This window comes from Acinetobacter lwoffii (assembly GCF_024129355.1).
Taxonomy (GTDB): Bacteria; Pseudomonadota; Gammaproteobacteria; order Pseudomonadales; family Moraxellaceae; genus Acinetobacter; species Acinetobacter lwoffii_I.
In genome coordinates, this window is the sequence record NZ_JAMXXP010000016.1 from 39,900 (window position 1) to 54,053 (window position 14,154).

Annotated in this window: 7 protein-coding genes; 5 read left to right on the forward strand and 2 right to left on the reverse strand. The window is 46.7% G+C overall.

The features are described from left to right. Positions 1–131 precede the first annotated feature (131 nt). The 5 genes from NI468_RS09415 to pnp all read left to right on the forward strand — a co-directional run bounded on the left by NI468_RS09415 (position 132) and on the right by pnp (position 13,330). Positions 132–3,836 carry an exodeoxyribonuclease V subunit gamma gene (locus NI468_RS09415; protein WP_086044190.1) on the forward strand — a complete coding sequence of 1,235 codons (3,705 nt, stop codon included), beginning with the start codon at positions 132–134 and terminating at the stop codon, positions 3,834–3,836. Between the two features lie 4 nt (positions 3,837–3,840). Continuing rightward, positions 3,841–7,965, forward strand: coding sequence for a UvrD-helicase domain-containing protein (locus NI468_RS09420; RefSeq protein ID WP_086044189.1), 4,125 nt, complete (start codon positions 3,841–3,843; stop codon positions 7,963–7,965). A 71-nt stretch (positions 7,966–8,036) separates the two neighbouring features. Next, positions 8,037–9,818, forward strand: a complete 1,782-nt coding sequence (gene recD / locus NI468_RS09425) for an exodeoxyribonuclease V subunit alpha (RefSeq protein ID WP_086044188.1) — start codon at positions 8,037–8,039, stop codon at positions 9,816–9,818. An 894-nt stretch (positions 9,819–10,712) separates the two neighbouring features. Continuing rightward, a complete protein-coding gene (gene rpsO / locus NI468_RS09430) occupies positions 10,713–10,982 on the forward strand; it encodes a 30S ribosomal protein S15 (RefSeq protein WP_004278577.1) in 270 nt (89 codons plus the stop codon). A 260-nt stretch (positions 10,983–11,242) separates the two neighbouring features. After that, on the forward strand, positions 11,243–13,330 hold the full coding sequence (gene pnp / locus NI468_RS09435) for a polyribonucleotide nucleotidyltransferase (RefSeq protein WP_016806862.1): 2,088 nt from the start codon (positions 11,243–11,245) through the stop codon (positions 13,328–13,330). Between the two features lie 138 nt (positions 13,331–13,468). On the opposite strand, the gene NI468_RS09440 is transcribed toward pnp, so the two are convergent. After that, positions 13,469–13,732 (reverse strand): HP1242/YdcH family protein, encoded by a 264-nt coding sequence (locus tag NI468_RS09440; protein WP_004729352.1) that lies wholly within the window; start codon positions 13,730–13,732, stop codon positions 13,469–13,471. Positions 13,733–13,821: 89 nt separating this feature from the next. Next, entirely contained in the window at positions 13,822–14,151 is a 330-nt protein-coding gene (locus NI468_RS09445) for a chaperone modulator CbpM (protein WP_004278573.1), read from the reverse strand. Positions 14,152–14,154 lie beyond the last annotated feature (3 nt).

The following is a 14,154-nucleotide window of genomic DNA, read 5'->3' on the forward strand; positions in this document are numbered from 1 at the left end:
TAAGATGCTTTTTTCAAAGAAATTTTTCGACTGAAGTGTGGTTTTAAAGTGTCATAGCGCGCTCGGGATGTATAGTAAATAATCTTTATTGTTTTGTAGTAAAAACCACATTCAGCAGTTCAGGGGAACCAATGGCCATCCATGTTATTCAGAGTCAACGTATTGATGTGCTTTTGGATAGTATGCTGCGTATTGTCAACCAGACTGCCCGGAATCCATTTGAGGTGTTACAAACCCGGCATTTTATTGTGCCTTCGCCGGCAGTAGAAACTTGGCTGACCCAGAAAATTGCCGAGAAAAAAGGCATTAGCGCCAATACCCAGTTTCATCACCGGATTCGTGCCTTTCAATGGACTTCCTATCAGTGGGTATTGAATGCGCCTAAAGAGGTGGAGCAGGTCCGTGAGGCCAATATTCCGCGCATTATCATTAAATGGCGCGTGTTTCAGGCGCTGCGAAAATGCATTCTGCCTGAACAGATTCCTTTAGACGTCGATCATCCGCTGTATTCTATTGTGAAGCGGATTTATGATAGTGCTGACCGGCTGGAGCAGGGCACAGAAAAACAGCTGAAAAAACAGAGCATGCTGTACTGGGTGGCGGAGCAGGTGTCGCGTTTGTTCAGCCATTATATGGATTATCGTGGTTATTGCGCGCGTAATTGTCCACCGCAAAGTTGCAGCTGCCCGACCAACTGGCTCGAGGCCTGGGGACAGGATATTGCGCTCGATATCGAGCAGATGCTCTATAGCCCCAAAGATGAAAATGGTCATGAGATGCAGGTGGCGGATTTTGTCAAGATTCAGGCGCGTGAACTGGAAGCCTGGCAACGCTGGTTGTGGCAGCATGTATTTCAGGATGACTATGCCAAAATCCTGGAGATTGAACGCCTGTATTGGGAGCGGCTGGAAAATGAAGAGACTCGAGCCCAAGCTCTGAAACGACTGCCAGCACAGATTGTGGTGTTTAGCCTGCTGGAACTGCCACCGAGCCAGCTGGATTTTTTACGCCGTTTGGGGCAATACATTGATATCTATATTTTTCACTTTAACCCCTCGCAGGAATACTGGGCGGACAGTGTCGATCCGGACTGGAAAGCCAGATTTGATTTGCAGCGGGAAGAGCGCTTTATTCAGCGCTTTGAAAAGACCCGTCAACGTAAACCAAATGATGCGGAAATTAAAGACTTCAGGATCAAGCAGCTGAACTTTAATGCCGAAGACCGGGAATCGCGGCATCCGCTTCTGACCCGATTCGGCAAGCAGGCACGGGATCATTTTTCTCTACTCTCTAAACTGTCTTCAGGGGAAGAGGGTCTCTGGGCCGATGTCTTTGTCGATGAATATCAGGACAGACTGCTGGCCAAAATCCAGTCAGATATCCTGTATTTGCTCGAGCCTGAACAGCATCAATATGCTTTAAGCCCTGACGATGATTCGGTACAGATTCATGTCTGTCATTCTTCATTACGTCAGCTGGAAGTCCTTAAAGAACAGCTGATTCACTGGCTGGCTCAAGATACGAATGACGTGCCGCGTCAGCCTAGTGATATTCTGGTGCTGACGCCAAGTCTGAAAGAACTCGAACCGGCAATTCGCAGTGTCTTTGCCCCGCCACCGCGTGAGCGCGAGACTGGTAGCAAACGCTTGCAGAAAGATAACCTGTATTTACCGATCCAGATTGCCGGGGTATCACGTCTGGATGTCAGCAATGCCTGGCGCGCGGTACTGGGCCGGATTCAGTGGGTACGGCGCCGTTTCAGTATTGAGGACTTTGCCGACTGGCTTAGCCTGAATGCGACCCAGCAACGTTATGGTCTGGACTATAGGCAGGTAGAACGGATGTTGCAGTTGCTGACAGATGCTGGCTTCAAGCGTGGACTGGACCAGCAGCATTTACAGCAAAGCCTCAGTGCAGGCGATGAGGATTACCGGTTTAGCTTTAAATTCGCGCTGGACCGTCTGGCGTTGGGTCTGGCGATTCCTGAACATACCCTGTTTCAGGACACCTTGAGTTATGCTAAGGTTCTGACCACTGATTTTCCCTTGATATCCACCCTGATCCGAATTTATCAGGATCTGGTAGAGCGCCGTGACTGGCTGACTTTGCATGAAACTGGACAACGCACGCCGGTAAAAACCTGGCTGGAATATCTGCGTGCTGATCTGAATGAATTTCGTGATGCCGGGGTAGAATCACTCAAAACTGTTGCCGAGATTATCGACAAGCAAATGCGGATGCTGACCTTGGCCGATTATCATGATCAGGATGATCCACATGCCAGTCAGGAGCTGGTGGCACTCAGTCTGCCTCTGCCTTATGTGCTGGAAGAAATTCAGAATACCCTGGAGATGCAGCTGGATCAGGCCGAACCGACTGGACAGATTACTTTTAGCCAGATTGGGCAGATCCGGCCATTGCCTTATAAACTGGTGGTGATGCTGAATCTGGATAGCGGTAAATTTCCGAGCCGCAATCAACAGGTTCCGTTTGACCTGATGCGCAGCCTGAAGCCGCAACTTGGTGACCGTTCCCGTCTGGATGACGAGCAGGGCGCTTTTCTGGATGCCTTGCTGCTGGCACAGGAAAATCTATGGCTGTTCTATAATGGCTTTGATCTGGAGGGTGGTGAGGCTCGCGATCCATCCACTGCCTTGCAGGAACTGGTTCAGCATATCGCGCTGATCTGCCAGTCTGAACAGCCGGATGCCGAAGTCGATCCGATGGTGGAGATGCATGGTCTGTCCGTGGCTCAACATATCCAGCAGCTTTATCATGTACATCCCTTGCAGCCTTTTGATCCGGCCGGATTCGCAGATATGCAGACACCACGTTATCAGGATCAGTGGTTTGCGGTAGCAGAATATATCCGCAGCGCCGAAGGCAAGCGCAGCAGCTGGATCAATGCACATTATCCGGCACTAGAACAAAAAGAAATCCGGGTACTCAAAGGTGATGAATGGATCCGCGATATGATTTTCCCGGCACGTCTATTCCTGAAAAGTGTCGGGGTTTCCACGATTCGCTATGCCGATTTGCCGAGTTCCCGGGAACCTTTATTATTGAATAAGCTGGAACAGTATCAGGTACGGGATTTCCTTTTGCAACAAGAGCAGCAGGTTGGGTCGAGCCTGATGCTGGACCGTTTGCCGGTGGGTAAAACCCAGCAAGCCACTTGGCTCGGCAGCCAGCAGGAACAGCAACTTTTACAGGAGCGTTTGCTGCAACTCGGTAAAGAACTCACGGCTGTGACCCAACAATCGCTACAGTTTGGCTCTGAACTGATCATTCATATTAACGTGCCACAAGTCCCGAACAGTAGCTACTGGTTAAGCATGCAATCCTCTTCGGCCTCGGAAAAACGCCGCGCCCAGATCTGGCTGGAGTATCTGCTGTGGCTGGCTTACTTAAATGACGATGCACGCTCACCAGAACTGGAGCGCATTGTCATTTTTAGTAATAAAACCCTGAAGTTTTCTGGCTTGAGTTCGAGCAAGGCACATGAGTATTTGCAGCTCTGGTTAAAGGCCTGGGAAATTGGTCAACAGCAGCCGCTGGTCTTGCCGGCAGAATTACTGATGAAAAAAGAGTGGCAGTGGACCGAGAATGAACAGGGCAAAATGACGATTGTAGAAATGCCGGAATTGCTGAAAGCCTGGAACAATAGCTATGAGAGTGCCAAGCCTTTGGCTTCGGATGAATCCAGTCTATTGCATCAGGACTGGCAGTTTATTTTACAGGATCAAGACCCGGATCTGGCCTTGCAGCGCTGTTGTCATGACTTTGCTCATGGCCTGTATGCGCCGATTCATCAACATCTGGAATGGGTGAAGTAGCCGCATGACCGTCTTAAAACAGCAGCCGCAAACAGCCATTTCTACCAATCCGATCCAGGACATGACGTTCCGTGGCTTGCACTGGATTGAAGCCTCGGCAGGAACCGGCAAGACCTATACGCTCTCCAGCCTGATGGTACGGATTTTTCTGGACCAGTATTATCCACATCAGGTGATTGCGACCACCTTTACTCGCAAAGCAACCGCTGAACTGAAAAACCGGGTACGGCTACGGGTCGAGGAAACCCTGGCCTATATCCAGCGTCATCAGCAGCTGAATTCAGTTGAGATAGCAGCAAAGATCCAGAACGAAACCGATCCTTTATTTCAGCAGGTGCTGAAAGATTATGGTACACGTCTGGATTATGCCCGTCGTCGTTTACGTCTGGTGCTGAATCAGCTGGATGAACTGTTTGTCGGCACCCTGGACAGCTTTAGCCAGAAACTGTTACGTGAATTTGCCTTTGAAAGTGGCAAGATTGAACGTGCAGAACTGACCGAAGATCAGGATTTGTATATCCAGCAGCTGATTCATGATGTGCTGCGTGACTGGATTCAGCAACAGCCGCAATATATGGTCAATCATCTGTATGTTCAGAATCTGCTGAAACCGGTGGAGCATTATACCGGGCTGGTGCGAGATGCCCTGAATTTCAGTAAGCAGCATTTTCGGAAGATCGAACCGGCTGAATGTGACCTGAACAAATTGGAAGCCTGCATCAGCCAATTATTAAATATTCAGGAGCATGATCTTGCCGTCATGCGGCGTTATTGTCAGGAAAGTCCGAAGTATTTTCACAAGAGTTTTTTGACCAAGTTAACCGAAATTTGTGAAAACTTTATGACCTGGAGCGCAGCCCTGAAAACTCAAGGAACAATGAGTTTCTTTGATGCTGAATTGCAGCCGATTATACTGAATCTGTGCCATTTGCGCCGCAAGAAAACCGATTTCCAGCCGACCACTCAGGTCTTTAACAAAAGCTGTCCGGATGCAGAGCAACAGCTGATTTTGCAACATAGTCTGATCGTGGCAATTGATGCGCTGTGCGAGGTCAAACAGTATCTGGATGAGCAGCTGCAACAGCTTACGACCTATCTGGAATTTCATATTATTCAAAGTGTGCAGACCCGTTTGCCGCAAACCTTACAGCAGCAGGGTGAAACCACTTTTTCCCAGCAAATCCGTACATTGGCGGAAGCATTGCAAGGCCAGCAGGGACAGCGTTTTGCCCAGTTTGTGCAGGCACGTTATCCGCTGATTCTGGTCGATGAATTTCAGGACACCAATCAGGATCAGGATGATCTGCTGGCCAAGATCTGGCGTGATGCCAACCGGGTGCAGTCCGGTTGCATGATTATGGTCGGTGATCCGAAACAGGCAATTTACGGTTTCCGCGGCGGCGACATGCTGACTTATAACAAGGCACACGCTGACGTACGCCACAAGCAGGGTCATGAATATACCCTGATGCAGAACCATCGTTCAGTCAAACCGCTCGTAGAAGTGGTTGATGCACTGTTCCAGCGGCAAATGGATTTTGGCGAACAGGTGCAGTACACCCTGATTCAGGCCGGCAGCCGGCCACATCCGGATTTAATCGACAGTGGTGCCTGCAATCCACAGCCGCTACGCTGGATTCAGCTGGGTGAAGCCGATGTAGAAGCCGATCAGGTGGCCTGGAAAATCCGTGCGTTGCTGAATCAGTCCGCCCAGCAACAATTGTACTTTCAGCAGCAGGAGCATCAGCAAAACCTGAGTGCAGATGATATTGCGGTGTTGGGATTTGGACATTATGCGCTGGAACAGGTGAAGCAACGCCTGCAGCGTATGAGCATTCCCTGCTATAAAGAATCCAAACAGAGCGTGTTCGCCAGTCCAATCGCTCAGGATGTCGCAGCCGTATTGACGGCGATTATGGATCCTTTCAATGAGGCCAAGGTCAAGCGGGCTTTACTAACCCGTCTGCTGGGCTTCAATCTGAAAAAACTGATTGATTTGCAAAGCCAGAGTGAAGGCCTCAGTCGCTATATTGCGGATCTGGATATAATTCGGGAAATGTGGTTTGAGAAAGGCTTTTTGACCGCCTGGAATTATGCACTGAACCTGTTTCAGGTCTGGACCAATCTGGTGGCCAGTCAAAGTCTGGACAATGAGCGGGTGGTGGTCAATCTGCGCCATCTGACCGAGATGCTGAGCCAGCAGAGTGAATATTATCAGGGGGCGCAAAAACTCTATCACTGGTATTTGCGCCAGCTTCAGTCACCTTCAGGCAAGGACAGCGAAAAAGAACGCAAGCTGTCTGGGGATCATGGGGTGCAGCTGATGACCATTCATGCCTCCAAAGGGCTGGAATTTAAAGTGGTGTTTTTATTGGGAACAGATGCTGCTTTTGATGTGAATAAAGGCAATCTGAATTTTTCCCTGTCTGCGCCTGAACAGGACAACATCCTGGAACAATCCCGGGTGATTGCAGTCAATCACAAGAATTTGCATGAGCAGGCGATTCTGCAAAATGCAGCGCGTAATGCTGCCGAAAACCACCGGCTCTGGTATGTGGCGCTGACCCGTGCCAGTCACCGAGTATATGCCATGCTGCAGGATCAAAACGCACAGTCCGATTCGGGGCTGGCCTTCTGGCATGGTCAGGGAGATCAACTGTTTCAACATGCTTTAAGTCTGGTCGAGCCGCCTCTGTCTCAGGAGCCACCGCGCCTGGTCGAGCAGTCGAACCATCATCAGGTCGACATGCGGGCGCAACCTTTGCCAGAGCGGCAGTTTTATCCGCGAACCAAAACCAGTTTTACGGCTTTGTCACAGCATCAGCTACATGGACATATCTTGCAGGACGATCTGGTCACGGCTTATGAACAGCCCGACAGTGCTGCCGATGAAATTCATTTTACCGGTCTGGAAGAACAGCCAGCAGCTGTGCCCCTAGACTGGATTAGGCTGAATTTTCCTAAAGGCACTGTAGCCGGAACATTCTTGCACAGCATTTTTGAACATATTGATTTTCAGGACAGCAGTTACTGGAATCTGGAAATCCGGCGCCGTTTTAAAAATACCGCACCGCAAATCTGGCAGGAACTGAAAGAAAAATTTGAACAGGCTTTTCATATACGTAGTGTACTAGAACAGGCTTTTTCCCTGCATTATCAGGCCGCTGTGGTGAATCTGCGAACCCTGTTTCAGGCCACAGCTCAGGCAGATTTCAAAGCCGAGGAATTGCGTCATAGTATGCAGCGCGTATTGTCCAGCCTGAACTATAAGTTATTGACCGGAATTCGCCTGCATGACCAAAGCAAAGCTTATCGCCAGCAATGGCAGCAGCTGTTTCACTCGGCACAACAGCTCGATCGTTCGGGTCTGCTAGAATTTTTAGGTCAGTTTCAGGTGTATTTCGATGGGCTGGAGAATGACTCCTTTATCCAGTTTTTTGAACAGGAAGTGGCCCAGCTCACACGCTCTGCAAGCACTGAATCGCTGAATGTGGACAGTATTTTCCAGACTGCTTTTGGTGGCTTGTTGGACGAGATTACAGAAGATATTTTGCTGAACCTGATGCATGACTGGGTACATGACATTCTGGCCACTCCGATTCAGGCAGATTTTGCCTTGGCGCAGCTGGAGGCTAAACAGTATCTTTCAGAATTCCCTTTTTATCTGTCCTTGACCGATGCCCCTTTGCAGATTCGGCAAATCCATCAGCTTTTTCTCGGACATGACATAGTCATGAGCGATTTTAATGAGGCCAAATCGGCGCGATATCTGACCGGTTCCATCGATCTGGTGTATTTCGATGGCCAGCGCTACCATATTGCCGATTATAAAAGTAACTTCCTCGGCCCTGATCAGCAGCACTATAGTGCTGAGGCGATTCAGCAGAATATGAGCCAGTCCAGTTACTGGTTGCAGGCCGCTTTGTATCTGGTGGCGCTGCATCGTTATCTGAGTGCCAATATGCAGGGTTATTCGATCACACAGCATCTGGGCGGCGCAACCTATTTGTATTTGCGCGGGATGAATGGACAGGTCCAGCAAGGGGCTTATCATTGGCAACCGAGCCTGGAATTCATAGAAAAACTGGATCAAATACTGGGCTATTTTGAGCAGAAAAAATCAGCATGATTTTGCAGTTTTATAATATATATAGAGATTAAACAGAAAATTATCCTGTGGATAACTTTGAGGATAACTGTGTGGAAAATGAGCAGAATCACGTGTCGCAGCAAGACTCCAATTTAATGGCCTGGATTGACTATTTGTGTCAGCCGCCGTTTAGTACGGCTACATTTGATCCGGCAGCAAAATTCTTGATTCAGCAACTGCTTGAGGCGATACAGGCAGGGGATAGCTGTATCGAGGTTGAGCCTCAGCAGGTTGCCTTATTACATAATCTGGTTCTAGACCGCCGTCAGCAGAGTGCAGGAATTGCACCATTTATTTTTGCAGATCAGCATTTATATCTGTACCGCTACTGGCAGCTAGAGCAGGCGGTAGCTGCACATATTGCTCGGATTAAAGCCCAACCGGTGGCCGCCATTGATTTATCTGAACGTGATCGCAGCCTATTGTCAGATCCACAGCAGCAAAAAGCCCTGCATATGGTGGCGCAGCAAGCCTTAAGCATTATTACCGGCGGTCCGGGGACTGGTAAAACCTATACGCTGGCACATATGATTGCGGTCCTGCATGAGGCAATGCCAAATATCCGGATTGCCATGGCAGCGCCTACGGGAAAGGCTGCACAGCGAATGAAAGAAGCGCTGCAAAAAGCCTTGCATAGTGAAGCTCTACAACAGTTTGAGCTAGAACCATTAAAACAGTTACAACCGGTGACCCTGCATCGCTTACTAGGTCTGGGTACTCGCGGACAGCCACGCTTTCATGCCAAACAACCTTTGCCGTATGATGTGATTGTGGTCGACGAAGCCTCGATGCTGGATTTGAATCTGTCACAGATGTTGCTGGCCGCCGTACCATCTCATGCACGGCTGATTTTACTCGGTGATGCAGACCAGCTCGCCTCTGTGGATGTCGGAACGGTACTGGCAGATTTACAGCAAGTAGTGACTCTGGAGGATAATCGAGTCAATTTAATCACCACGCGACGTTTTGCGCCTGGAGCCAGGATTGGCGCAATGGCGGAGTTTATCCAGCAGAATCATCAGCCTTCTCACGTCTTGCAGAAATTTGAGCAGCAGATTGTGGCAGCCAGTGAGTTACAGGCGATCGATTTGGATCAGGTGAAGATCGACCAGTTGCAGTTACAATACCTGCTCGCTGGTGCCGAACAGACCGCGCATAATTTGAATCAGTATTATGACCAGCTGATGTATGGTTATCAGGCTTATGTACAGGCCATAAAAACAGAACGAAACTCAGCTGATTTTGAACACTATGTGCAACAGGTGGTCAAAACTTTTGATGATTACCGTATTTTAACGGCAATCCGTTCTGGTAATCTGGGGTTGCTCAAGATCAATCTACAGATTGAACAACGTTTTTTAGCAGCCCAAGGTCAGTTGAAACAGGGCGACTGGTATGTCGGACGACCCGTCATGATGAGCTATAACGACTATCAGTTGGGCCTGTCCAATGGTGATATTGGTATCTGTTTTTTACGTGAGCAATCTGGTCAACGTCAGTTTGAAGTGTATTTCCCGAGTCTGGAAAAATGGGTATTAGCCACCCGTTTACCTAAAAGTATTGAAACCGCTTTTGCGCTGACCATTCATAAATCTCAAGGTTCAGAATTTTCCCATACGGCAGTGGTGCTGGATCAATATGCAAAAAATTTATTGAGCAAAGAGTTGATTTATACTGCAATTACTCGAGCCAAAAAAGTGGTCAGTTTATTGGTAGATTATAATGCTTTTACACAAGCACTTTGTGTTAAAACTACCCGGAAAAGTGGTTTGAGCCAAAAAATCATTGAACAATCTAGTAATTTAATTGGCAAAAATAATCAAATCTTGTAGGTAAAAGCTTACAAGGATTCAGGAAATTGACGCATAGAGCTTTTGCTCGGTTTTTGAGAAGATTGGTTCTACAAAATAACTCAACACGGAAAGTTGAGCATAATCGCATAATGATAATAATAATGTCGGTAGACAGCGAACTTACAGTGAAGTAAGTGAAAGAGGAAACTTACAGCCGCTAAGCCTTGTAGTTTTGGGAGAGACTACAAGGCTTTTTTATATCCTGATTTTTTTATAGGAAGCTTGCTGGATTTTTATCCTAATTTCTTAGCAAAAATTTTCAGCCCTAGCCAGTAAACTTAAGTAAATAGCGTTAAATAAAACGAGAGCTATGTAACATTATGCAAATTTTCACCCTGTGATGTACGAAATGGCTTACAGCAAAATGAGGCAAATACCTCTAGTTGTCTGGTGGGAATATGGCAAAATCTACCACACAAGGAAGATGATTTTTCAACAGGATGTTTGAAAATAATAATAAGCGTAAAACGCCATAATAATACAATAAATAATAATGATAAGAGAAAGAACTACAGCGCCAAAAAGCCCGAGTTTACTCGGGCTTTTTTTTATCCATTTTCTATGGGGAGTAGCTGAAGATTCAAGCGAGCTAAAGGGTTTGCGGGCTTTTCAAAGGAGTTTCTATATTTAATTTATTCTGGATTTATTTCATTAAAATAATGCAAAACCTGAATCTTTAAGGAACAAGAGTCATCGGATCTGAGCTGTATCAATGAGCAACCAAAACCATGCAAAAATCTGGATCTATTTTTGCAATTTGATGCGTTTTCCCTTAAAATATGCAACTTGCTGTAGTGATGCACGGCAGTCAAGGTTTTGAATTCTCATCACTTTGATTTTTATCAAAATATATAAGCATCTCGGAGAAATCGAATGGCTTTAACTAACGCAGATCGCGCAGAGATCATGGCTAAATTCGCTCGCGCTGAAAACGACACTGGTTCACCAGAAGTTCAAGTAGCTCTTTTAACTGCTCAAATCAATGACTTACAAGGTCACTTCAAAGAGCACAAACACGACCACCATAGCCGTCGCGGTCTAATCCGTATGGTTAACCAACGTCGTAAACTACTTGACTACCTTAACGGTAAAGACCACGGTCGTTATGTAGCATTGATCGGTGCTTTAGGTTTACGTCGTTAATTCGATTTAAACTTTATTTTCGGGTGTATTGCATGCTTTGTGCTGTATTACTGAAAACTAAAGTCGGCTTAGCTTTGCGCTGAGCCAGTGGAAGGGGCGAATGTTTCGCTCCTTCTTTGTGTTTAAAAATAGTATTTAATCTGGTGAGGTCGGCTTCTAAGCTTTGTCATTTACTCGTCCATATGGTCATGAATGCCAAACCTTAGGGGTCTCCACTAGAATAATTGTTCACAAGAACTAGGAAAAAATAAAACATGTCAATGTTTAATATTATTCGTAAAGAATTCCAATTCGGTCAGCACAACGTTATCCTGGAAACAGGTCGTGTTGCCCGTCAGGCAAACACTGTTGTGATCACCATGGGCGGCGTACAAGTACTTGTTGCTGTTGTGGCACAACCTAAAGCAAAAGCAGGTCAAGACTTCTTCCCATTGACTGTAAACTATCAAGAAAAGCAATATGCTGCTGGTCGTATCCCGGGTGGTTATGGCAAGCGTGAAGGCCGTCAGTCTGAAGCTGAAACTTTAATCTCTCGTTTAATCGATCGTCCAATTCGTCCGTTGTTCCCAGAAGGTTACTTCAACGAAATTCAAGTAACAGCCACTGTGATTTCTTCTGACAAAACCATGGATGCTGACATTGCTGCAATGTTAGGTACTTCAGCTGCATTGTCTATCGCTGGTACACCTTTCCGTGGTCCGATTGGTGGCGCGCGCGTTGGTTTAATCAACGGTGAATACATCCTGAACCCAAACCTTGAACAACTTAAAGAGTCTGATCTTGATCTTGTTGTTGCAGGTACGGAATCTGCAGTACTGATGGTTGAATCTGAAGCGAAAGAGCTTTCAGAAGACCAAATGCTGGGCGCTGTATTGTTCGGTCATGACGAAATGCAAATTGCGATCCAGGCGATCAAAGAATTTGCTGCAGCTGCAGGCGCGGTTGAGTCAACTTGGGTTGCTCCAGTTAAAAACGAAGAACTTCTTGGTAAATTGAAAGAAGCATTCGAAGCGAAAATCTCTGAAGCTTACACGATTGCAGTTAAGCAAGACCGTTATGCGGCACTTGACGCGCTTTATGCAGAAGCAGTGGCACAGTTCGTTCCTGAAAATGACGAAACGGGGATTGCAGAAGAAGTAAATGAGCTATTCGAAGACCTTAAATACCGTACTGTACGTGACAACATCCTGTCTGGTAAGCCACGTATCGATGGTCGTGATACCAAAACTGTTCGTGCAATCGACGTACAAGTAGGCGTATTGGATCGTGCACACGGTTCAGCATTGTTCACACGTGGTGAAACTCAGGCCTTGGTCACAACGACTTTGGGTAATACACGTGATGCGTTGATGGTTGATACCCTTGCAGGTACAAAAACTGACAACTTCATGTTGCACTACAACTTCCCTGCATACTCTGTAGGTGAAACAGGTCGTGAATCTGGTCCTAAGCGTCGTGAGATTGGTCACGGTCGTTTGGCACGTCGTGGTGTTCAAGCAGTTCTTCCTGCGGCTGATCGCTTCCCGTACGTGATCCGTATCGTTTCTGACATCACTGAATCAAACGGTTCGTCTTCAATGGCGTCTGTATGTGGTGCTTCATTATCATTGATGGATGCTGGTGTTCCACTGAAAGCGCCAGTTGCAGGTATTGCGATGGGTCTAGTGAAAGAAGGCGAGCGTTTCGCAGTTCTTTCTGACATCTTGGGTGATGAAGATCACTTGGGCGACATGGACTTTAAAGTAGCGGGTTCTGCAAACGGTATTACTGCGCTACAAATGGACATAAAGATCGAAGGCATCACTGAAGAGATCATGGAATCTGCATTGAACCAGGCTTATGCGGGTCGTATGCACATCTTGAATGAGATGAACCAGGTGATTTCACGTGCGCGTCCTGAAATTTCGATGCACGCACCGACATTCCAGGTGATCAACATCAACCCGGATAAAATCCGTGATGTGATCGGTAAAGGCGGCGCGACCATTCGTGCAATTACTGAAGAAACTAAAGCGGCGATTGATATCGAAGATAACGGTACAGTTCGCGTATTTGGTGAAACTAAAGCGGCTGCGCAAGCTGCAGTTGCCAAGATTCAGGCACTTACGGCTGAAATCGAGCCAGGTACAATTTATACAGGTAAAGTGATTCGTATTGTTGAATTCGGTGCGTTCGTAAATATCCTGCCAGGTACTGATGGCTTACTTCACATCTCTCAAATCTCAAACGAACGCATTGCGAACGTGGCAGATGTATTGAAAGAAGGTCAGGAAGTAAAAGTACAGGTTGCGGATGTTGATAACCGTGGCCGTATTAAATTAACGATGAAAGACATCGAACAAGTTTAATTCTTAAAAGTATTCACATGGGAAAACTCGTGTGAATAACAATAAAAAAGCCCTGAGCTTGGTCAAAGTGTTTACTTTGGCTGGCTTAGGGCTTTTTTTATGCGTCAGTATTGGTCTGAATGTGGTGTCCAGTTGATCTCAGGTCAAGGGGTCCGCTTCAGAGCTTTTTAACAAACGATAAATTTCATCTTTTAATTTCAGTTTTTTACGCTTGATCGCCTCAATATCATTGTTGATATGATTGACTGGATCAAGTTCAAGCTGGCTGATTTCTTTGTCCAACTCGTTATGTTCCTCGAATAACTTGGCAAAATAGGGATTTTCCTCGCGAAGTTGCACAATCAAGTCGCGGTATTCGGGAAACATGTATTTGATTTTCTTATTGCAATCTTTGGTTTTCATAGGGATTCTTATACTCTAATCATAAAATTAAATATAAATATGTTCTGATCTGCACTGGAAAATGCAGATCGACAGAACATGAAAAGGATTTACTTGAAGTGCAAATGTTTGACCTCGCGGCGTAACTCCTGCACTTCATCAATGAGGTCCAGCATCATGGCAACGGCGCTAAATGAGGCATCAAAATCGCGTTGCAGGCGATAGGCGCGTTGTGCACGCGAGATATCTTCACCGAGGAAAGTGCTGGTCGGGGTTGTAGAACGATTTGGTAAAATTCCATGTTCAATTAACTGCATGACCCATTCCGGGCTTTGTCCACAGGCTTCTGCAAAGTGGATCAAGTCAAATGAACGATCGTCCATAATTTCTGAGGGGGTATAACCGTGGGAAAAACTTTCTTGGTACTGAATCGTAGTCATGGG

Bases quoted from the DNA above. Each gene is read 5' to 3' on its own strand.
- NI468_RS09415 (WP_086044190.1), top strand. From the start codon at position 132: ATGGCCATCCATGTTATTCAGAGTCAACGTATTGATGTGCTTTTGGAT.
- NI468_RS09420 (WP_086044189.1), top strand. From the start codon at position 3,841: ATGACCGTCTTAAAACAGCAGCCGCAAACAGCCATTTCTACCAATCCG.
- rpsO (WP_004278577.1), top strand. From the start codon at position 10,713: ATGGCTTTAACTAACGCAGATCGCGCAGAGATCATGGCTAAATTCGCT.
- pnp (WP_016806862.1), top strand. From the start codon at position 11,243: ATGTTTAATATTATTCGTAAAGAATTCCAATTCGGTCAGCACAACGTT.
- NI468_RS09440 (WP_004729352.1), bottom strand. From the start codon at position 13,732: ATGAAAACCAAAGATTGCAATAAGAAAATCAAATACATGTTTCCCGAA.
- NI468_RS09445 (WP_004278573.1), bottom strand. From the start codon at position 14,151: ATGACTACGATTCAGTACCAAGAAAGTTTTTCCCACGGTTATACCCCC.